Source organism: Exiguobacterium profundum, assembly GCF_001909285.1.
Lineage (GTDB): Bacteria > Bacillota > Bacilli > Exiguobacteriales > Exiguobacteriaceae > Exiguobacterium > Exiguobacterium profundum.
This window is the reverse complement of sequence record NZ_MRSV01000001.1, coordinates 1156801-1176077: the sequence shown is the minus strand read 5'-3', so window position 1 is coordinate 1176077 and position 19277 is coordinate 1156801. Positions and strand designations below refer to the sequence as shown.

Below are 19277 nucleotides of genomic sequence, written 5' to 3'. Positions count from 1 at the left end.
GTGACGCTCAAATCTCGACCCAACCCCGGCGAATCGCATCCACGACGGCTTGCGTCCGGTCGTTCACGTCCATTTTACGAAGTACGGAGGAGACGTGGTTTTTGACCGTCTTCTCACTGATAAACAGCATGTCACTGATGTCTCGGTTCGAGCGACCGTCGGCGAGAAGGTGCAACACCTCGACCTCACGGCGCGACAATAATTGATAGACCGGGTCATCTGTACGGCTCTCGACGCCACGTCCCGCCTGTTCCCCTTTGAATTGTAAGAGACGGCGGTAATCCTTCAGTACGTTCGTTGTCACTTTCGGATGAAGATACGCCCCATCCTTTGCGACGGCACGGACTGCCGAGATCAATTCTGTCGATGCGACTTCTTTTAATAAGAATCCTGATGCCCCCGCTTCAAGCGCATGTGTGATATACGACTCATCATCATGGATTGACAGAATGAGGACACGTGTCTCTGGTGAAAGAAGTGACAGTTGCTTCGTCGCCTCGATTCCGTTCATGTCCGGCATGTTGATATCCATAATTAGAATTTCCGGTTTTTGCTCGCCAGCGATGCGGATTGCTTCGCGTCCCGTACGCCCTTCGGCGACAACTTTAAATTCATACTCCAAATCAAAAATCCGCTTCAATCCCTCGCGGAACAGTTCGTGATCATCCACGATCGCAATGCGTGTCTGTGTCATTTCCATGTATGTCTTCCCCCTTGTTCTCTCACGGAATCGGAATCGACATCCGGACGACTGTCCCTTTGCCGACTTCCGAGTCGATGGTGATGCTTCCGTTCACCAATTCAATTCGTTCGCGCATTCCGACAATCCCAAACGACTCTTCGCCAATTGCGCTCGGTTCAAACCCGATGCCATAGTCGCGGACGTGGATGTGAATCACGTCGCTCGCTTGCTCGACATTGACGATGATTTCGGCTGTTTTTGCATGTTTGATCGCATTTTGTACCGATTCTTGAACGAGACGGAACACGTTAATCTCCAGCTTCTCCGGTAATCGCGCACGCGACCCTCGATAGTTGAGACGTGTCTTGATTGCCGTATACTCCTCCGTTTGATGGAGATAGCGCTAGAGCGTCGGCAAAAAGCCTAAATCATCAAGCGACATCGGACGTAAATCATAAATCAAACGACGGACGTCGACGAGTGCCCCACGAATTAGCTTTTTCAATTCATGTAATTCGGCAAACGCCTCATCTTTCCCTCGTTTATCAAACGTCTTTTCAATCAGGTCGGCCCGTATCAGAATATGAGCAAGCGATTGCGCTGGTCCATCGTGCATCTCGCGGGCGAGATGGCGCCGTTCGCGCTCAGCAGCTTCGAATACGCCGATGGCCATTTCTTGTTTTTTCATCATGTCCGAATACTCTTGCTGTAAGTCATCCCTTAAGAAGTTCAAGACGACACTCACGCGACCAATCAACTTTTCGGCACGTTCGATCGTGTCCTCTAAGATGAGCAGACGACGTTCTAAGTCGTTCCGGCGTTGCTGTGCCGCCATCTCTTCTTTTTGGACAAGAAAACGTTCGAGTTGCATTTGATTCGCCCGTTCGTAGGCTTCGCGAATTTCTTGTTCACTATGTATATGAAACTTTTTACTGACTTGAACGAGCTTGGCCTTTGCAGCTTTCACGAGTCGGTCGAGTCGATCGGACTCCTCGATGTAGAACTCGATTTTATCCGTCAATTCTTTTAACTCGTTTTGAATTGCTGAATATTCAGTTGCAGAACTTTCGGTTATACGGACAATCTCCTCTTTACTTTCCGTCACCGTTTCAATCATATTTGTTATGATATGTTCTAAAGCTGTCCGATCGGTAATATGATTCACGATGCCATCCCCTAATAGTTCGGTAGTTAATCCTCATCTATTCTTATATATCGTCCCACTCTAAACAGGTTTGTAGCGGACATGAGAGATTTTCTATAAATCCATTCGCTATAAGAAGCGTATGTGCCTACTTAAATTATAAAAAAAATATTTAAAAATAGAAAGGAGAATTTTCAGAAATGTCTATTGAGTCAAATTATACTATAAAACAAAGTGGAACATACGAAGTCGTTATCCAAAAGTCAAAATTTATTGCTCATTTCAAACGTGTCGAAACAGAGGAAGAGGCGCAGGCGTTCATCCAAGCTATCAAGAAAGAGCATTGGAACGCGAACCACAACTGTTCAGCGTACATCATCGGGGAACGAAACGAGCACCAAAAAGCGAACGACGACGGTGAGCCAAGCGGTACGGCCGGCATGCCGATGCTCGAGGTGTTACGCAAACGCCACTTAAAAGATACGGTCGTCGTCGTGACACGTTATTTCGGTGGAATCAAGCTCGGTGGCGGCGGACTCATTCGTGCCTACGGTGGAACCGTAAGCGAAGGACTTGATGCGGTCGGCATCGTCGAACGCCTACCGATGCAACAATTGACACTCACCGTCGACTATACATGGATTGGAAAAGTCGAAAACGAGTTGAGACAGTCTAGCTATCTGCTCGATGACATCATCTACGCCGACCTCGTCACGTTTCATGTCTCGGTACCCGTGGAAGAGACAGAGGAGGCGCTCGCTTGGCTGACAGACATGACGAACGGTCAAGGTCAGCTTCAAACTCATGGGATCCGCATCATCGAACGTGATTTCAAACGCTGAAACGCCTATACTAAAAGAAACGACTGAAATGAGGAAACAACATGAAAACACCCCCACGCAAGAAAAGATCACCTTTGAAAATTGTCCTCATCGTGTTGGGTGTCGTATTGCTCATCGGTGGTTCCGCTTTCGGCTATTTTGTCTTCAAAGCGAATGAAACCGCCGAAAACGCGAACAAGGCGTTGGAACGTGGCGACAAGTCAGAACGTCGCGACGAGACCATCGACTTGACGAAAGATCACTTTTCCGTCCTGTTAGCAGGAGTCGATGGCGGCGCCTCGCTCGAGGAAGGACGGACTGATTCGCTCATGGTCGCCACGTTCAACAAGGAATCGCGGCAAGTGACGCTCGTCAGCATCCCACGCGACTCGTATGTCGACATCATCATCGACGATGAGGATCCGTTCAAAGACAAGATCAACCATGCTTACGCTTATGGAGGCATTGACACGACCATCGCGACCGTCGAGAACCTGCTCGACATCCCGATCGATTACTATGCGACCATCAACTTTGATGGAATCGAAGATTTGGTCGATGCGGTCGGTGGCGTCGAGATCGATGTCCTCATCCCCATCTCCGGAAAAGCGACCGGAAATGTCGAGCTAGAGCCTGGCGTTCAAGTCTTGAACGGAAAAGAAGCACTCGCCTATGCCCGGATGCGGAAGCAAGACCCTGCCGGCGACATCGGTCGAGCCGGTCGACAACAGCAAGTTATCGAGGCCATCATCAATGAGGCGACGACCATCAACTCGTTTACGAAGCTGAACCGGATCATGAATGCTGTCGGCGAGAACATCCGGACGAACATGACGTTGTCAGAGGCCTCACAACTTCAGCCTTACGCAAAATCGCTGAAGTCGTTCAACCGCGAAACACTTGAAGGGACGGACCTGACGCTGAACGGGGTCTACTATTATGAAATCGACTCGGCTGACCTTCGTGACGCCCAGGCCCTTCTCCAGACGGAGCTCGGCATGCCCGTTACAGCGGATGAACCATCAACTGACGAAACAGACGATACGATGACTGAGACAATCACGTACTAAAACAAAAATAGCCAGTATCGCGCGGCGATACTGGCTATTTTTTAGGTTCGCGGTCGACCGAGCAGTCGTCGGGACGTGCGAATGATCGGTTTATAATTTGGATGAATCAGTTCGGTTGATTCCACGATCAATTCGATGACAATCAACACGACGATGAACGTGATGACCGCACCGAGCATCGTCGTCTTGGCGAACAAGATGGATGAGATGCCAAAGAACAAGGTCATCCCGTACATGAGCAAGACGGCTTGCCGTGTCGTGAAGCCCATATCGATCAACTGATGATGCATATGCGATTTATCCGGCGACATCGGCGGTCGCCCTTGGACGAGCCGGCGCACGATGGCGAAAATTGTATCCGAGATCGGCAACCCGAGCAAGAGGACCGGGACGACGAGCGAGAACAATGTCACGTTCTTAAACCCGATGAGCGAGAAGACGGCGAGCATGTACCCGAGGAACAGTGCTCCCGTATCGCCCATAAAGATTTTCGCCGGATAAAAATTATGAACGAGAAACCCGAGCGTACTCGCAAGAAGCAAGAGCGCCATCATCGTCAAATAGACGTTCCCTTGAATGATGGCTAACACGGCAATCGTCCCGAGAGCGATGCTCGACACACCGGCGGCGAGACCATCGAGACCGTCAATCAAGTTGATGGCATTCGTGATCCCGATCAGCCAAAGGACGGTGATCGGGATGCTCCATGACCCGAGGTAGAGTTGCTGGTCGAACGGAAGATTGATGAGTTCAATTCGCATCCCCGAGTTCAAGACAACGACCGTCGCAATCATCTGTCCCATCAACTTGACACGGGCTGATAACTGGAACCGGTCATCGATCAGTCCGGTAAGGAGAATGACGACAGCGCCAATCAAGATAGCGTCGTTATATCGACTCGTCGGAAGCAGCAAGGAGTAGCCGATGAAAAATGCGATAAAAATCGCGAGACCCCCGATTCGTGGCATCGTCCGTAAATGTACTTTTCGTGCGTTCGGATGATCGACTGCACCGATGAAAAATGCGAATCGACGAACGAGCGGTGTAATCAAGATGGCCATCACAAAACTGACCAACATGGCAATCCATAGCATGGGCCGACAGTAACTCTCTCAAAAAAATAGACTCTGGCGAATTATATCACATTTTGAATCGAGGAGTGGATATCAGTCCGTTTACAATAAAAGCCGATGAGGCGTTCCCCATCAGCTCTGGATCATGAAAGTGTCGCTGCCACTTCTTCTGTCGGTTCGTATGTATACAAGCCGCGACCAATTTTTTTGATTTCCGGGTTGACCCCTTCAATTTTCACCATCAATTGGTAAATGTTGCTGATGTGATGACGGTAACGAAGTTCAAGTTCCATTTGAATATCACGCACGCTCATCGTCTGACGCTCTTTCAGTAAATCCGTCACTTGATGAACGTACACCTCGAGCGGATAACGCTGGTTCACACGGCGCGGACGTAGGCGTTTTGACGCATCAGTCATGGAGTCCTTATCTTCTCTATCTCGACTCAATTCCGCAATCAAATACTCGGCACGTCGTTGCAATTGGCGATACGACTCCTCAATTTCCATCAATTCTCGATAAATGTGGTCATTGACATTCGTAGATTCCATACACAAATCCCCTTCTACATCCAATTATAATTTGGAATTCCCTAATTTAAATCAGTAATTCCTAATAATCCCTCTATATCTTCTATAAAAGTGTAACGGATTTGTAATGTGTTTGTCATCTCTTTTTGGGCAATTCTGTCTATTTAGGACTTTTGACTCAAAAAAGACGACGACTGTTCGGGGCAGTCGTCGTCTCACGGAAGATGATTGTAGTCATTTACACGTGAACGCGTTCGAGGATGCGTTCAAGTGACAGTTCGTCAGTAGAAGCGACGATGAGGTCTGCATGACCAAGCATCGATTCTTCTCCGACGGCGACAGCAAACATATTTGCCGCTTTGATTGCAGTTACACCGGCAGCCGCGTCTTCAACGCCGATGGCGAGTTCGGGTTTCACGCCAAGGGCAGAAGCGGCCTTCAAAAACACTTCGGGGTGTGGTTTTGATTGGGCGACAGTTGCTGCGTCGACAATATGGTCGAAGTAATGTCGGACCCCAAGTGCGTCAACGACCGCAAATGCGTTCTTTGAAGCAGAAGCCATTCCGATTTTGAGTCCCGCCTCTTTGATTTCATCGAGGAATGAAACGATACCAGGAAGAAGATCGTCGGATGAGATATGTTGAATAAGTTCAACGTAGTGCTCGTTTTTCTTTTGTGCGAGTTCTGCTTTCTCTTCCGGTGTGAAATCGTTTTGTTTACCGCCGAGCGTAAGGATCCGCTCAAGCGACTCAGTCCGACTCACGCCTTTGAGCGTTTCGTTGAATTCGCGGTCAAATGGAATTCCGAGCTCTTCACCGAGCTGCTTCCAAGCGAGATAATGGTACTCTGCCGTGTCAGTGATGACACCGTCCAAATCGAAAATCACTGCTTCAATCGTTGACATACATGCTTTCCGCCTTTCCTTCAAATGCTTGTGTCGTCAGACTACATTTAGGGAACTTGACAAGTACCCGTCGCACGTTTGGTCAATGATGCAAACGGTTGCACTTGTTCGATTTCTATTATAAATGAAAACGTTCTCTTGATGCAACCGTTTTCACAAAAATCAAAAAAAGAGAAGAGCATGCGCTCTCCCCTTCCTTATTACAGCTGAATACCGACCACTTTGACGTTCACAGAACGTGGTGTCATCGCAAGCATCGTGTCCATATCTTGCGTGATGCGCTCTTGGACGGCCGTCACCGTTTTGATGATCGACTGTCCGTACGCGATATAAAGCGATAGGTTGATGGTGATGCCTTCGTCCGACTCATCGACTTTCACATGTTTCATGAGAGCACGCTCTGACAATTTCGTATCTTCTTGCGTGAACGAGACGTGTTTCGTTTCTTTGACCGCGACCGCGGCAATCATTTCAACGACGTGACGTGATACGTTCACGTCGCCTTCTGTGCTGTGCATTCCATTTTCGTATGGCATAGGGTCACTTCCTTAACTCTAGTTTCGTTTCTTCTTAATAAAGTGTAGCGGAAATGAAGCGTTTAGAAAAGACTTTACCCTTTTACACCCTTTGTATTTTGGACACGCTTCACGTCAATCTCGACGAGCGGGCGCAAGAGACGGACCATCGGTGGACTGATAATCACGAGGACCATCACAAAGGCGACACCGAACAAGACGAGTAGTTGCATCCAAGATGTTGGCATGAACCCTGCCGGTATAAACGCCTTCCAGGCGACGACAAAGAAGACGTGGACAAGATAGACGTACAGACTATACTGTCCGGCACGCGAGAAAATCGGGAGCTGTCGTCCCGGTATGATGAGCGCGAAGCTGATTGACATGAGGAGCGACACCGTATAGAAGAACAAAAAGGCGAACGGTCCGCTCCACATCGCCTCAGGGACGGCCGTGTCATAGGCGAAACGGAACTTGAACAAGTTCCCGATATGATAGAACGTATCGTCTTGTTGGACGCGCATGGAGACCAAGAGTCCCAGTGTGAGCGTGGTGAAGACAATCGCCCCGCCGATGCGATATCGATTCCGGTGTTCGGCACGTTTCGGTAACTCAAAGAAGTTGAGCGTATTGCGCTCGGACATCCAGTTCCCGATCAAGAAGAACGGATAGAACATGATGACTTTCCGTAACGCGAAATACCCCGTCGCCTCGGCTTGGAATCCGAACAGAAGCGCAAATAATAGTGCATACAACACGTACCCCTTCAGTTGTGTCACGTACGGGGTGATGATGTACCAGAAAATGATGGCCATCAGATACCAAAGCGCCCAATACGGCTTCAACAAATTCAGACCCGGATTTTCAAGTGAGAAAATCGGAATCCCTTCTGTAAATGCGAACCATGACCCAAGAATGACCTGCCAAATGACATAGACCACGAATAGCTGGATCACGCGCAAATAGCGGTTCTCCCGATAAAAGTAACCGCTCAACATGATGAACAACGGCATGTGGAAGGTATACAGGAACAGATACACCCACTTTGGTAAAATATCGTCATAAGCGCCGCGGACATCGGTCAACAAGTGTCCGAAGACGACGAGTAGGACGAGCACTCCTTTAATATTGTCATACCAATAATTTCTCATAACATTCCCTCTAGTTCTCTATGATGACTGCAATGAAGCTGACCTTCATGTTTTCACGTTCTCTTTACAGACAGAATCCATGAAAAACATGGAAAAATCCCTCACCTATCATAAGCGATTCCTGTGCCAAGTGAAATTACGTTTCAACAAAATTTTCATGTCTTCACTGTCATCATTCCCATAATTCGAGGAATACAAGAAGAAACGTCAAAAAATCCTCACGATTCAGCATGTTGTGTGCGTATTCAAATAGACGGGATTGGGTACAGTATAGTATAGTGGTGTTACCAAATATTCAGAATATTCTAATAAAGGAGGTGGAGAGAATGGCATCGATCATCCGGAATCGACATCATATGGTGCATGACCCAAAACGTTCATTCTCTAACTTCGGATTCTGGTGGTTCGTCAGCGTCTTTTCCGTCGGATTGCTCCTTGTCGCCTTCGAGTCCGTCCGCAACGGGTTCTCTGCCATTCATCCTGTCTTATCTAGCATGGCTTTCCTCGGTCTCACGTTCGTGCTCGGTGTCTGCGCTAAACTGGCTCGTGACGTCTGGTGGCTCAACTACTTGCTCGAGCGCACCCAAAACCGCTACTTATATATCGGTGGCGACACGCTCCAAAGTTGGCAGTATACGCTCGACTCGATTTGGTTGCTCACGAAAACCTCACAAAAAAAGCTCGGCCGATTGTATATCCAAATCGACCGAACTGTGCGTGCTGAGGAAGCGAAACGTTTATTCGCCGCCTATTTGATTGACCGAGGGGTCCTCGTCGTCTATACTCGTCCGAACAAACCGAAAAAAATGGCTTGAATGAATCAGTCGAGGTATGCAGCAATCCATGTCCGTGCTGCCTCGACTTCTTCCATGCGAAGTTCATGTCCCCCCGAGTGATAGAAGAGCTCGACGTCCGCTCCCGCGTTTCGGAGTGTCGACGTCAGCTCTTCTGTTTCTGTTTTCGGGCAAATCGGGTCGCGTTCGCCAGCCGAGATGAACACGTTCGTTCCTGACAAGTCAGGTAGCGTCAATGAACGGTCCGGTACCATCGGGTGGAATAGGAGTGAAGCAGTGAACGCCGGATGACGGTAAAGTGCCGACCCGATCAAATTCGCCCCGTTCGAGTAGCCGAGCGGAATCATCTTATCCCGGTCGATGCCATACGTTGTCGCCGCTTCATCTAAAAAATGAAGGAAGCGCTCTGTCTGTTTCTTTAAATCTTCAAGGTCGAGCACCCCTTCCGCGTGGCGACGGAAGAAACGGGACATCCCGTTTTCAATGACATCCCCTCGAAGCGTCAAGATGTTCGCCTCGGTCGATAGTTCTTTCGCGAGCGGAATCAAATCCTGCTCGGTCCCTCCAGTTCCGTGTAATAAAACGAGTGTCGTATCTTTTGTACCTTGAATGAATTGATGAATCATATGTGTTCTCCTCTCGGTATCGTGATTGCTGGTAGTGTGCGGACGATTTTATCTCGGTCCGCTTCGAGCCATGTTGGCAAGCGCAACGTCTCACCGAGCGTGTCAACGGATTCGTCCACAGTGAATCCAGGTACGTCCGTCGCAAGTTCGTGCAGGATACGTCCGGCATCATGGAAATAGACAGAGCGGAAATAATTTCGTTCTTTCACTTCGGTCGGTCTTAACCCAAGATCAAAGATGGCGTCTTGCCAGGTCGGATAATGGTCTCCGTCGGTAACGCGCCACGCGATGTGATGAACCGTTCCCGTTCCAGGGACCCCGTTTGGTAAAATCGTTTTCTTCACATCGATGACGTTCCCGTAATCGGCTGACCCTTTCAAACGGATCCACTCTTCATCCTCTGCGACCCGTTTAAAGCCGAACAGTTTCGTCAACAAGCGCACGGTTTCGTCCGGTGCTTTCGACAACAAAGTCGCTCCTGCGAATCCGACAATCGCTTCACGTTCTGTGATACCGGGGATGACCCAGCGTGTCTGTTTAGAGCTCGGTCGGGCGACGAGTTCGACGACGAGTCCGTCCGGGTCTTCAAATAAAAGTGATGCCTCGCTGAACCGTTCAGTGGCGACGGTCGCGATGCCGTGCTGTTGTAGTCTTTCTTCCCAGAACGGTAAACTTCCTGCCGGTACGAGATAAGTCGTCACGCCAACCTGTCCGCTCCCGACCTGCCCTTTCCCTAAGCCCGGGATTGGAAAGAACGTGATCACCGTCCCTGGTGTCCCGACTTCGTCCCCAAAATAGAGATGATACGTACCAGGGTCATCAAAGTTAACGGTCTGTTTCACGAAGCGGAGACCGAGCACCTGTCCATAAAAATCTAGCGTACGTTGCGGGTCTTGTACCATCGACGAAATGTGATGGATTCCCGTAGACTGCGTTTTCATTGTCATCCTCCTTTTATTATCTTGATTTCAAGATAAATCATTTACCAGAAAAAGTGAAACTTTTTGCTCAAGGTGGCGTACGATAGAAGAAGAGACATTCTAAGGAGGTAATAGAATATGGCATTACATATCGAACGCGTCACCAAGGAATTCGGTGACTTTAAAGCTGTCGATGACCTCACGTTCCGCGTCCCACAAGGGGAAATGTTTGGTCTGCTCGGTGCAAACGGTGCCGGAAAGACAACGACATTCCGCATGATCCTCGACATCTTGAAGCCGACCGATGGGAGTATCACGTGGAACGATAAAGCAGTCGACCATCGCATCGTCGGCTATTTGCCCGAGGAACGTGGCCTGTATCCTAAATCCCAAGTGCGTGAACAGCTCGTCTTTCTCGCAAGCCTAAAGGGCATGCGCGGGAGCGATGCCAAACGCGCGATCAAGTCATGGCTCGAACGCCTTGAAATTCCTCAATACGAAACGATGCGCGTCGAACAGCTATCAAAAGGGAATCAACAGAAGATTCAGCTCGTCGCCGCCCTGCTCCATAACCCGGAACTCGTCATCTTAGACGAACCGTTCAGCGGCCTCGACCCGGTCAACGTCGAAATCCTGAAGCGTGAAGTTCTCGCGTTGCGTGACGCCGGGACGACCATCGTCTTCTCTAGTCATCGAATGGAACATGTCGAAGAATTGTGCCAACACGTCGGTATCTTGAAAGGTGGCCGTGCCGTCGTAAGCGGTGACGTTCCGACAATCAAGTCGAGATACGAAGAGCCTGCCCTCTTTATTGAAACGGACCAGATTCACATTCTCGAGTCGCTCCCAGTCGTGGAGACAATCGAGCCTTACAAATCCGGTCATCTAGTTCGCTTACATTCTTTCGAAGACAGTGACGCCGTCCTGTCGGCACTCGTCCGTCATCAGGCGAACGTGAAGACGTTCATGCGCCAACCGGTATCGCTCAATGACATCTTCATCAAGGAGGTCGGACAGCATGTTTCATAACTTTGGACCGCTCTATGCGTTCACACTCAAATCGAGAATTCGTTCAAAAGCATTCCTCATCTCGACGGCGCTAACCATCCTGTTCATCTTCGGGTTCACGAACATCGACCGCATCATGTCTACGTTTGAGGATTCCGAGCAAGCGAGCGCACTCGTCGTGTCTGAGAACAAAGAAATCGTCGACACGATGAAGTCACTCGGCTATGAAGACGTCGCATCTAGCGAAATCACGGAAGAAGAGGCACGGACCGGCATCAACGACGGAGAGTATGGGGTCGTCGCTTTTGTCGACGGCTATGATGCCCGCGTCATCTCCGAACGACCGGAACAGGAGTTCACGACCATCTTGCAAACATCTTTACAACAGTTGCGCAATGCGGAATTGATTGAATCGTCCGATGTCGACCCGGCCGTCATCGCTGCTCTCAGCGAACCGATCCAACTCGACGAGTCCTATCTCGGACGCGGTGGAGAGAACTCGGATGAGCTCCTCTCGTCTTCGGCGCTCGTTTACGTCATGTTGATGCTCCTGTACATTTCAATCATCACGTACGGATCGATGATTTCAACAGAAGTGACGACGGAGAAGTCATCGCGTGTCATGGAGCTCATCATCTCAACGACTCATCCAGTGACCCATATGCTTGCGAAAGTGACCGCTATCGGGACACTCGCCCTCATCCAAATCGGAATCTTCCTTGGGTTTGGTTATGTAAGTGCGAGTGGTAGCGAACTGGCGACGACGGTCATCGAGAACGCCGGCAACGCACGGGCTGTCATCTATCTACTCGTCTTCTTCTTGCTCGGGTACTTGTTGTACGCCTCACTCTTCGCTGTCCTCGGTTCACTTGTCAGCCGTGTCGAAGAGTCACAACAGATGGTCATGCCGGTCATCATGCTCCTCGTCGCTGCGTTCTTAGTCGCGATGTTTGGATTGAACAACCCGGATGCGACCATCGTGACCATCCTCTCGTTCGTCCCGTTCTTCGCTCCGATGCTCATGTTCCTTCGCGTCATGCTCGTCGATGTGGCCGTATGGGAAGTGGCGCTCTCGATCGGGTTACTCATCGGAACGATCGGTATTACACTGTGGATCGGCTCGAAATTCTATCGTGGCGGCGTCTTGTTCTATGGAACGAACGCTATTAAACAATGGCGACAAATATTACAAAACCGTCAATAACGTTTACAGCAAATTCGTTTTCGTTTACTCTAAAGAATGTGCAAAATGAGGAGGAAAACGAACTATGCGATCACGATTACTCGCAGCCTTAATCTTTACGTTTATGACGACGCTCACGACGTTCATCTGTTATACCGTCTTCTTAGACGCGGATGCGTTATGGCAAATCCTGCTTGCCTATGCAGGCAGTACGTTCATCGGAACGCTCGCGTTTTGGTATCCGGTCAGCAGACGCTCTCAAACGTCCCGCTTCGGTGGCGCATGGATCGGCATCATGATTACTGCAACGACACTCATTGGCTTCACCGTCATCCGCTTCACATTCCGCGGGGACGCAGCAGCATTGCTCGACTGGCAAACGATGCTGGCGAGTCTTGCCTACACATTCGGTTATGTCGGATGGGTGCTCACAATCTTGAATATCGTGCTCGGCTTCTTACTCGCCGGCACACGTCCAAAAGTACGCTACGAAGCGCGTCCGATGCGCTGATTGAAGTGACCAGGGGATTCTCCTGGTCACTTTTTTGTGCACAAAAAACCGTAGAATGCTCTACGGTCATTGCAATTTATACGATTTATCCACGACACCATACTCCGCGTACTGGAATGAGTTGTCTGCGAATTGGTCTGGGACAAGCCGTTCCACATAGCGTGCGAACGGGACGATGTGACGCGTCGTGTCATGTGACCGTCCGAGATCAAGCACCGCATCGACGAGCGCTTCGAGTGCATGATGCGTCGTCGGCTCTTCATCTTGGTCAAAGATTCGTTGTAACTCTTCTTCGTGCATCAAGTCAAAGATGCGCATCCGCTCTTCGAGTTGCCGTTGCATTTCTTCGACGGACTTCCCATGCATCGCTTCTTCATAGGCGAGCTTCATCTGTTCGAGTTCCGGCACTTTTCCTCGCATGAGGACTTTGAGCGACTCGCCCGTCCAAATATGGCGTGCCAAATAGTTCGGGTCGATTTGCAAAGCGTCTGCGAGCGCCTCTATGTAAGGCATGGTCGGATAGACCTCACTCAGTTCGGTACGTCGGATAAAGTACGGTGCGACACCAATCTGTTCTGCAAGCGTTTCAATCGACAATCCGGCCCGTTCCCGTAATATTCGAATCCGATCCCCGTATCCCCGGTATGGTGCATTTTTTCCATCCATCTCAATTCCCCCTTCCCTCTCTTCATTATAATTCAAAAATTCGCAAAAAAATACTCGGAAGCCTAAGCTCCCGAGTCATGGATCGTCTTCTTATTTCTTTGTCAACTCGACGACTTCCGAAGATCCAGCTGTCACCGTGTCGCCTTCTGCGACAAGTTTGTTCACGCCGAAGCTGTCGTGGTTCGTGATGATGATCGGAGTGATCGTCGATGGCGCGTTCGCTTTGATGAAATCGAGGTCGAACGTGACGAGTGGGTCGCCTGCTTTGACAGATTGACCTTCTGTAACGTGTGTCTCGAAGCCTTCACCTTTAAGGTTTACCGTATCCAAACCGATGTGAATCAAGTATTCCGCACCGTTGTCCGCGTTGATACCGATCGCGTGTTTTGTTGGGAATACTGTCGCGATTGTTCCGCTAACCGGTGAGACGACTTTTCCTTCAGTCGGCTCGATTGCGATCCCGTCACCCATCATTTTTTGTGAGAATACTTGGTCCGGTACGTTCGTGATGTCGACGACCTTTCCTGTAAGCGGTGAAACCGCGTTGAGTTGTTCTTCTTTACCACCAAAAAGTTTTTTAAAGAATCCCATAGCTTAATCCCTCCAACATGTTCTATTGAATCGAAGTCTCCACTTTTATACCCGAAAAGCTAATACTTCAATCCCTACCCCATTAACGGTATAGTTGTAATAAGGTAGTGCGAAATCGTTTTACACATCGTAAGAATACGAGTGTGCAATCGCTTTTGCAAGCCCTTTTTACACTTTGTAAAAATTTCACACGATGGAGGCGCTTACAATGACGACTTTCACAAAATTGTCATATGAACGGCCCGACTTGGACGCTTTAAACAGCAGATTGTCGGACTATTCTGCCGAATTACAGCAAGCCAGCACACTCGAGGAAGCGAACGAACTCATTCGCCAAATCAACAAAGAACGGAACGACTTTGAGACACAAAGTCAACTCGTCGCGATCCGACATTCGGTCGACACACGCGATTCGTTTTACGAAGAAGAACAAGCCTTCTTTGACGACGCACTTCCGGTCTATGAAAAGGAGATTCAAGCGTACTATCGCGTCTTGACGAACCACGAGCTTCGCACTGAACTCGAAGCGGAATGGGGCAGCCAACTGTTCTCTCTCGCCGAGCGCGCACTTGAAACGTTCGAGGAGTCACTCATCCCGAAACTGCAGGAAGAAAACCGCCTCGCGACAGCTTATCAGAAGGTCATGTCCGCTGCGCAAATCGAGTTTGACGGCAAGACACTCAACTTGTCACAGTTCGGCCCATATCTTCAATCACCAGACCGTGATGTCCGAAAAGCCGCATCTGTCGCCCGCTATACATACCTTTCTGATAACGGCGATGAGCTCGACCGCATTTATGGGGAACTCGTACGCGTCCGTACGGAAATCGCTCACGCCCTTGGCTTCCCGTCATTCGTCGAACTCGGTTATGCACGGATGCAGCGTGTCGGTTATGACGAGTCGATGGTCGACAACTTCCGGAAACAAGTCCGTGACGTCATCGTCCCGCTCGCTTCTGCTTTGAAAGAAAAGCAGGCGAAACGAATCGATGTCGACCACCTCTATTACTATGACGAGTCGTTCGTCTTCCCAGACGGAAACGCGACACCGCAAGGCGATGAGTCGTTCATCATCGAAGGCGGAAACAAAATGTATCGTGAACTCTCAAATGAGACGGACGAGTTCTTCAAGTACATGCAGGAACGCGGCGCCCTCGACTTGACGGCGAAACCAGGGAAATCTGGCGGCGGATACTGCACGTACTTACCGTCTGAAGGACTTCCGTTCATCTTCTCGAACTTCAACGGGACGGCAGGCGACATCGATGTTCTCACGCACGAAGTCGGTCATGCCTTCCAAGTGTATGAAAGCCGTCATTTGACGACACCGGAATACGCCTTCCCGACTTATGAGGCGTGTGAGATCCACTCGATGTCGATGGAATTCTTCTGTTGGCCATGGATGGAGCTCTTCTTCGGCGACCAAGTCGACAAGTATAAGTTCAATCACTTGGCAGGTAGCATGACGTTCCTTCCGTATGGCGTGCTCGTCGATGAGTTCCAACACGTCGTCTACCGCAACCCAGAGATGACAGCTGCAGAGCGTCGTCAGGCGTGGCGCGATTTGGAGAAGGTCTATCTCCCGCACCGTGATTATGAGACGAATGACTATCTCGAATCGGGCGCATGGTGGCACCAACAAGGTCACATCTTCCAAAGCCCGTTCTACTATATCGACTATACGCTCGCACAAGTATGTGCATTCCAGTTCTGGGTGCGCATGCATGAAGACCGCGAAGCGGCATGGAGCGATTACCTCACGCTCTGTCAGGCAGGCGGAAGCCGTTCGTTCCTCGAACTCGTCGAACTGGCAGGTCTCAAATCACCATTCGCAGACGGCCTGTTGAAAGAAACGATTGATCAAATCGAAGACTATCTCTTGAAACATCCGCTAGCGAACTGATCAGTAAGACCATCGGAAGCTTCCGGTGGTCTTTTCATTTGGGTTCACTTCGTACTGAAGTGTGAAAGGCAAATCAATCTTTTTATTCCCTAAAAAAGAGAGGAGAATTTGATATGTATATGTCAAATTTCCGCTTCTAACCCTAACATCGCCCCTACATATTGGGATGCTGTCATAAACGTAATAAAGGCACACAATTCACTAATTTCCGCCTCCGTGAATGTTTCTTTTAACACCTCAATGATAGAAGATGGAATTTCTCCTTTCATTTTTAAGAAAACTTCCGCAAAACCTACGGCAACCGCTGTTTGTTCATCGAATTGAATTTGATTTGGCTTTCCTTTTGCTCGACAATATTCACATCCATTTCGTTGCGCAAGTGTTCGACGGACTTGTTCTTTCAATGTGGGAGAAAGTTGACCAGCATTATTCAATGATTCCTCTAATTTTGACCAATTTCCTTGAATTTCGATATTATGACCAAGTAAACGTTCAAACTTTGTTCTTCCATGCTCCGCTAACTTAATTCTTGGCATTTCCTTCACCTCCTGTACTTATATGATAAAAGGTCTATCTATTCAACTCCATTTCATCCACAATCAATATGTACCTATGAACATTCAATAAATAACGAAATGAGGCAAAATACGTGTCATGCTAAAAATCGATGAAATTGATTACAAACTCATCCATGAATTAGAGCACGACAGTCGTCTTTCCATGAGCGAACTTGGACGACGTATCAATCTTTCCGCTCCTTCTGTTAGCGAGCGGGTTCGACGACTAGAATCATTTGGAGTCATCAAACAATACTCGCTTGTACTTGATCACGAAAAGCTAGGTCTTCCAATTCAATGTATCATCGAGGCAACAGTGAAGAATGGCCAATATGAAGCGTTCATTCATTATTTAAAACAACAACCGAATGTTTCATTTTGTTATCGCATATCGGGTGACGCCTGTTATCTCATCAAAATGCAATTCTCGTCTTTTTCTGCAGCTGAATCTTTTATCGATGAAGTGATTCCAAAAAAACAAACAAAAACACAATTCATCTTTTCAGAAATCGATATTTAATCAACGTGAACATGCAAAAGGACTGGCAAAATTGCCAGTCCTTTATCGTTTTAAATGACGTCTAGCGGTTGTTTCGTCGTCGGTGGTGGGAATGCCTCATCGAGCGAAGCAAAATCTTCCTCACTCATGTCGAGCAAGAGCGCTGCCGCATTCTCCTCGACATGCTCGGCCTGCCCGGCTTTCGGGATGGCGATGACGTGTCCGCTCCGAATCGTCCAAGCAAGTAAGATTTGCGCGACTGAGGCACTATACGCCTCCGCGATCCGATTGATCGTTTCGTTATTGAAGACCTCTTCTTTCACGTCACTTCCTTCAGCGAGCGGAGCGTATGCCATGACAGGAATCCCTTGTTCTTTTAGATAAGGAAGGAGGTCATACTCTATCCCGCGACTGCCAAGATGATAGAGCACTTGGTTGACCGCACAGTTGTCTCCATCCGGTAGCGACAGCAATTCCTTCATATCGTCCACGTCGAAGTTCGAGACTCCCCATGCCCGAATCTTTCCGTCCGCTTTGAGCTGTTCCATCCCTTGAATCGTCTCCTCGAGCGGGGCATCGCCTCGCCAATGGAGTAAGTAAAGATCCAGGTAGTCCGTCCCGAGTCGTTCTAGCGACGCATCACATGCGCTGACGAGTTTGTCGCCATACGCATTGTATGGATACACTTTCGAGACGAGAAAGACATCTTCGCGTCGGTCTTGGATTGCTTCCCCTACCAACTTCTCAGACTCCCCTTCCCCATACATTTCCGCCGTGTCGATGACATGGAGTCCGCAGTCGATTCCTGTCCGAAGTGCCTCAACCTCGGCATCATGCTTCGATTTGTCTTCCCCCATGCGCCATGTACCTTGTCCGAGTGCGCGCATCTCGCGCCCGTCTTTCAATTTGACGACGTTTTGCTTCAAAGCTGCAAGTAATAAAGAATGTGGTAGTCGTTGATTCATAACGTTTCCTCCTTTGTCCATGCTTCATGTAGTGGACCCGTCGTCCCGAAGACGGGGTCAAACTTCGGTTTTTCGACTTGTTCGATTCGCTTTACGTTGTCCGGTCGTTCTTCCGTCTTTCCTGTCAACGTGTCATAGTCACGACCGTCCGGGTATGCCCCGACCACTTGAAAATCTTCGCTCGCCTCGATGCGACGATGTCCCGTTCCCGCCGGTAAGACGAGGACATCACCTAGGCGGACGCGGACGAGGTCACCGTTCGTCCCTCCGAGTTGAAGCGTCGCTTCACCTTGTAATATGCCCAATACCTCATGCGTGTTGCTGTGATAGTGATGATAGTCGAACACCCCGTTCACCCAACTGTTCGTCCATTCATTATGGGCAAACGTCTCTCGCATCCCGCTCGGGTCATCAAAGACGCCACGATAGAGGAGCGCCGGATAATCCGGATGGTTGGGAATGGAGCCGTCATCTGTAAACAAAAAAGTTTTCACGTCCATCCTAATTCCCTCCTTGTCTCTGTCCCTGTACCCGACTTGTCACTACGAAAAACGGTCGCCCGTATTGGACGACCGTGATGGTTATGAAATGACCTCTTCACCGGACTGATCGATATGGCACTCGCCCCAGGCGCACATGGCGTCCAAGATTGGCTTGAGTGACCATCCGTACTCAGAGAGTGAGTAAATGACTTTCGGCGGAACTTGCTCGAACACCGTACGAACGACGACACCATCCGCTTCGAGCTCACGCAATTGTTGGGTGAGCATTTTTTGCGTTTTGTTCGGCATGAGTTTACGCAGTTCACTCGTCCGTCGCTCCCCTTTAATCAAGTGACACATGATGACGACTTTCCACTTACCGCCGATGACGTCAAGTGTCGCTTCGACCGGAATATTATATGGCATTTCGTTTCCTCCATTCCTTACATAGGCACTTTTTTTTGCCTACCGCACTAAAAAGTACGTACTTCTCAAACTGTTTTCATGCACTTATGATAGCAACTGTAGCAAATCTATACAAGTTCATTTCGCTTGTAACATCCCCTTGAGACGGTAAGGTACTTTTTTGACCGTACTGAACAATAGAGGAAAGTGAGATGTCTTTGCTATCCGGAGACGAAGGGCCCTCGTCTTCCACACTATTCATTTATTTTAGGAGGAA

Annotated in this window: 24 protein-coding genes; 8 read left to right on the top strand and 16 right to left on the bottom strand. The window is 49.2% G+C overall.

Annotated features, from left to right (window positions below; genetic code table 11):
* Positions 1 to 7 precede the first annotated feature (7 nt).
* From BBB58_RS06150 to BBB58_RS06145, 3 genes are read right to left on the bottom strand one after another with little or no spacing between them, the layout of a single operon-like run.
* On the bottom strand, positions 8 to 700 hold the full coding sequence (locus BBB58_RS06150) for a response regulator transcription factor (protein WP_074036189.1): 693 nt from the start codon (positions 698 to 700) through the stop codon (positions 8 to 10).
* 22 nt (positions 701 to 722) lie between these two features.
* A complete protein-coding gene (locus BBB58_RS15370) occupies positions 723 to 1052 on the bottom strand; it encodes a sensor histidine kinase (protein WP_338082751.1) in 330 nt (109 codons plus the stop codon).
* A 33-nt stretch (positions 1053 to 1085) separates the two neighbouring features.
* Positions 1086 to 1847: a sensor histidine kinase gene (locus tag BBB58_RS06145; RefSeq protein WP_244150688.1), complete on the bottom strand. Its 762-nt coding sequence runs from the start codon at positions 1845 to 1847 to the stop codon at positions 1086 to 1088.
* Positions 1848 to 2026: 179 nt separating this feature from the next.
* On the opposite strand from BBB58_RS06145, the gene BBB58_RS06140 reads away from it, so the two are divergent.
* Positions 2027 to 2668, top strand: coding sequence for a YigZ family protein (locus BBB58_RS06140; RefSeq protein WP_074036188.1), 642 nt, complete (start codon positions 2027 to 2029; stop codon positions 2666 to 2668).
* 41 nt (positions 2669 to 2709) lie between these two features.
* Positions 2710 to 3717: an LCP family protein gene (locus BBB58_RS06135; protein WP_074036187.1), complete on the top strand. Its 1008-nt coding sequence runs from the start codon at positions 2710 to 2712 to the stop codon at positions 3715 to 3717.
* Between the two features lie 41 nt (positions 3718 to 3758).
* Here the strand turns inward: BBB58_RS06135 and BBB58_RS06130 are convergent, their stop codons facing one another.
* The 5 genes from BBB58_RS06130 to BBB58_RS06110 all read right to left on the bottom strand — a co-directional run bounded on the left by BBB58_RS06130 (position 3759) and on the right by BBB58_RS06110 (position 7890).
* On the bottom strand, positions 3759 to 4811 hold the full coding sequence (locus tag BBB58_RS06130; RefSeq protein ID WP_074036186.1) for a glycosyltransferase family 4 protein: 1053 nt from the start codon (positions 4809 to 4811) through the stop codon (positions 3759 to 3761).
* A gap of 122 nt (positions 4812 to 4933) precedes the next feature.
* Positions 4934 to 5341, bottom strand: a complete 408-nt coding sequence (locus BBB58_RS06125; protein WP_074036184.1) for a Rok-like winged helix domain-containing protein — start codon at positions 5339 to 5341, stop codon at positions 4934 to 4936.
* Positions 5342 to 5558: 217 nt separating this feature from the next.
* Positions 5559 to 6224, bottom strand: a complete 666-nt coding sequence (pgmB, locus tag BBB58_RS06120; RefSeq protein ID WP_074036182.1) for a beta-phosphoglucomutase — start codon at positions 6222 to 6224, stop codon at positions 5559 to 5561.
* A 200-nt stretch (positions 6225 to 6424) separates the two neighbouring features.
* Positions 6425 to 6760 carry an Asp23/Gls24 family envelope stress response protein gene (locus BBB58_RS06115; protein ID WP_012726997.1) on the bottom strand — a complete coding sequence of 112 codons (336 nt, stop codon included), beginning with the start codon at positions 6758 to 6760 and terminating at the stop codon, positions 6425 to 6427.
* 74 nt (positions 6761 to 6834) lie between these two features.
* Positions 6835 to 7890 carry an acyltransferase family protein gene (locus tag BBB58_RS06110; RefSeq protein ID WP_074036180.1) on the bottom strand — a complete coding sequence of 352 codons (1056 nt, stop codon included), beginning with the start codon at positions 7888 to 7890 and terminating at the stop codon, positions 6835 to 6837.
* 326 nt (positions 7891 to 8216) lie between these two features.
* Here BBB58_RS06110 and BBB58_RS06105 point away from each other — a divergent pair, with 326 nt between their 5' ends.
* On the top strand, positions 8217 to 8705 hold the full coding sequence (locus BBB58_RS06105; RefSeq protein ID WP_074036178.1) for a hypothetical protein: 489 nt from the start codon (positions 8217 to 8219) through the stop codon (positions 8703 to 8705).
* Between the two features lie 5 nt (positions 8706 to 8710).
* Here the strand turns inward: BBB58_RS06105 and BBB58_RS06100 are convergent, their stop codons facing one another.
* Positions 8711 to 9310, bottom strand: coding sequence for an alpha/beta hydrolase (locus tag BBB58_RS06100; protein ID WP_074036177.1), 600 nt, complete (start codon positions 9308 to 9310; stop codon positions 8711 to 8713).
* A complete protein-coding gene (locus BBB58_RS06095; protein ID WP_074036176.1) occupies positions 9307 to 10251 on the bottom strand; it encodes a VOC family protein in 945 nt (314 codons plus the stop codon). The genes BBB58_RS06100 and BBB58_RS06095 overlap by 4 nt, the downstream gene beginning before the upstream one ends.
* 117 nt (positions 10252 to 10368) lie before the next feature.
* Between BBB58_RS06095 and BBB58_RS06090 the strand changes: the two genes are divergently transcribed.
* The 3 genes from BBB58_RS06090 to BBB58_RS06080 all read left to right on the top strand — a co-directional run bounded on the left by BBB58_RS06090 (position 10369) and on the right by BBB58_RS06080 (position 12932).
* Positions 10369 to 11259, top strand: a complete 891-nt coding sequence (locus BBB58_RS06090) for an ABC transporter ATP-binding protein (protein ID WP_074036175.1) — start codon at positions 10369 to 10371, stop codon at positions 11257 to 11259.
* Complete coding sequence (locus BBB58_RS06085; protein WP_031422760.1) at positions 11249 to 12442, top strand: ABC transporter permease; 1194 nt, start codon at positions 11249 to 11251, stop codon at positions 12440 to 12442. The genes BBB58_RS06090 and BBB58_RS06085 overlap by 11 nt, the downstream gene beginning before the upstream one ends.
* Before the next feature lie 64 nt (positions 12443 to 12506).
* Positions 12507 to 12932, top strand: a complete 426-nt coding sequence (locus BBB58_RS06080; protein ID WP_026825360.1) for a hypothetical protein — start codon at positions 12507 to 12509, stop codon at positions 12930 to 12932.
* A 66-nt stretch (positions 12933 to 12998) separates the two neighbouring features.
* Here BBB58_RS06080 and BBB58_RS06075 read toward each other — a convergent pair whose 3' ends face one another.
* Entirely contained in the window at positions 12999 to 13598 is a 600-nt protein-coding gene (locus tag BBB58_RS06075; protein ID WP_074036173.1) for a helix-turn-helix domain-containing protein, read from the bottom strand.
* A 90-nt stretch (positions 13599 to 13688) separates the two neighbouring features.
* Positions 13689 to 14189: a PTS sugar transporter subunit IIA gene (locus BBB58_RS06070; protein ID WP_012727005.1), complete on the bottom strand. Its 501-nt coding sequence runs from the start codon at positions 14187 to 14189 to the stop codon at positions 13689 to 13691.
* 208 nt (positions 14190 to 14397) lie between these two features.
* Here BBB58_RS06070 and BBB58_RS06065 point away from each other — a divergent pair, with 208 nt between their 5' ends.
* Positions 14398 to 16092: a M3 family oligoendopeptidase gene (locus tag BBB58_RS06065; RefSeq protein ID WP_074036171.1), complete on the top strand. Its 1695-nt coding sequence runs from the start codon at positions 14398 to 14400 to the stop codon at positions 16090 to 16092.
* A 122-nt stretch (positions 16093 to 16214) separates the two neighbouring features.
* Here BBB58_RS06065 and BBB58_RS06060 read toward each other — a convergent pair whose 3' ends face one another.
* Entirely contained in the window at positions 16215 to 16628 is a 414-nt protein-coding gene (locus BBB58_RS06060; protein WP_074036169.1) for a carboxymuconolactone decarboxylase family protein, read from the bottom strand.
* A gap of 118 nt (positions 16629 to 16746) precedes the next feature.
* Here BBB58_RS06060 and BBB58_RS06055 point away from each other — a divergent pair, with 118 nt between their 5' ends.
* A complete protein-coding gene (locus BBB58_RS06055) occupies positions 16747 to 17169 on the top strand; it encodes an Lrp/AsnC family transcriptional regulator (protein WP_074036167.1) in 423 nt (140 codons plus the stop codon).
* Between the two features lie 50 nt (positions 17170 to 17219).
* Here the strand turns inward: BBB58_RS06055 and BBB58_RS06050 are convergent, their stop codons facing one another.
* The 3 genes from BBB58_RS06050 to BBB58_RS06040 form a co-directional block, all read right to left on the bottom strand.
* Entirely contained in the window at positions 17220 to 18113 is an 894-nt protein-coding gene (locus BBB58_RS06050; RefSeq protein WP_074036166.1) for an aldo/keto reductase, read from the bottom strand.
* Entirely contained in the window at positions 18110 to 18613 is a 504-nt protein-coding gene (locus BBB58_RS06045) for a cupin domain-containing protein (protein ID WP_074036164.1), read from the bottom strand. Before BBB58_RS06045 ends, BBB58_RS06050 begins: the two co-directional genes overlap by 4 nt.
* A gap of 81 nt (positions 18614 to 18694) precedes the next feature.
* A complete protein-coding gene (locus BBB58_RS06040) occupies positions 18695 to 19021 on the bottom strand; it encodes a winged helix-turn-helix transcriptional regulator (RefSeq protein WP_074036163.1) in 327 nt (108 codons plus the stop codon).
* Positions 19022 to 19277: the final 256 nt, after the last annotated feature.

Coding starts and splice junctions, on each gene's coding strand:
- BBB58_RS06150 (WP_074036189.1), bottom strand. CDS start 700: ATGGAAATGACACAGACACGCATTGCGATCGTGGATGATCACGAACTG.
- BBB58_RS06140 (WP_074036188.1), top strand. CDS start 2,027: ATGTCTATTGAGTCAAATTATACTATAAAACAAAGTGGAACATACGAA.
- BBB58_RS06135 (WP_074036187.1), top strand. CDS start 2,710: ATGAAAACACCCCCACGCAAGAAAAGATCACCTTTGAAAATTGTCCTC.
- BBB58_RS06130 (WP_074036186.1), bottom strand. CDS start 4,811: ATGCTATGGATTGCCATGTTGGTCAGTTTTGTGATGGCCATCTTGATT.
- BBB58_RS06125 (WP_074036184.1), bottom strand. CDS start 5,341: ATGGAATCTACGAATGTCAATGACCACATTTATCGAGAATTGATGGAA.
- pgmB (WP_074036182.1), bottom strand. CDS start 6,224: ATGTCAACGATTGAAGCAGTGATTTTCGATTTGGACGGTGTCATCACT.
- BBB58_RS06115 (WP_012726997.1), bottom strand. CDS start 6,760: ATGCCATACGAAAATGGAATGCACAGCACAGAAGGCGACGTGAACGTA.
- BBB58_RS06110 (WP_074036180.1), bottom strand. CDS start 7,890: ATGAGAAATTATTGGTATGACAATATTAAAGGAGTGCTCGTCCTACTC.
- BBB58_RS06105 (WP_074036178.1), top strand. CDS start 8,217: ATGGCATCGATCATCCGGAATCGACATCATATGGTGCATGACCCAAAA.
- BBB58_RS06100 (WP_074036177.1), bottom strand. CDS start 9,310: ATGATTCATCAATTCATTCAAGGTACAAAAGATACGACACTCGTTTTA.
- BBB58_RS06095 (WP_074036176.1), bottom strand. CDS start 10,251: ATGAAAACGCAGTCTACGGGAATCCATCACATTTCGTCGATGGTACAA.
- BBB58_RS06090 (WP_074036175.1), top strand. CDS start 10,369: ATGGCATTACATATCGAACGCGTCACCAAGGAATTCGGTGACTTTAAA.
- BBB58_RS06085 (WP_031422760.1), top strand. CDS start 11,249: ATGTTTCATAACTTTGGACCGCTCTATGCGTTCACACTCAAATCGAGA.
- BBB58_RS06080 (WP_026825360.1), top strand. CDS start 12,507: ATGCGATCACGATTACTCGCAGCCTTAATCTTTACGTTTATGACGACG.
- BBB58_RS06075 (WP_074036173.1), bottom strand. CDS start 13,598: ATGGATGGAAAAAATGCACCATACCGGGGATACGGGGATCGGATTCGA.
- BBB58_RS06070 (WP_012727005.1), bottom strand. CDS start 14,189: ATGGGATTCTTTAAAAAACTTTTTGGTGGTAAAGAAGAACAACTCAAC.
- BBB58_RS06065 (WP_074036171.1), top strand. CDS start 14,398: ATGACGACTTTCACAAAATTGTCATATGAACGGCCCGACTTGGACGCT.
- BBB58_RS06060 (WP_074036169.1), bottom strand. CDS start 16,628: ATGCCAAGAATTAAGTTAGCGGAGCATGGAAGAACAAAGTTTGAACGT.
- BBB58_RS06055 (WP_074036167.1), top strand. CDS start 16,747: ATGCTAAAAATCGATGAAATTGATTACAAACTCATCCATGAATTAGAG.
- BBB58_RS06050 (WP_074036166.1), bottom strand. CDS start 18,113: ATGAATCAACGACTACCACATTCTTTATTACTTGCAGCTTTGAAGCAA.
- BBB58_RS06045 (WP_074036164.1), bottom strand. CDS start 18,613: ATGGACGTGAAAACTTTTTTGTTTACAGATGACGGCTCCATTCCCAAC.
- BBB58_RS06040 (WP_074036163.1), bottom strand. CDS start 19,021: ATGCCATATAATATTCCGGTCGAAGCGACACTTGACGTCATCGGCGGT.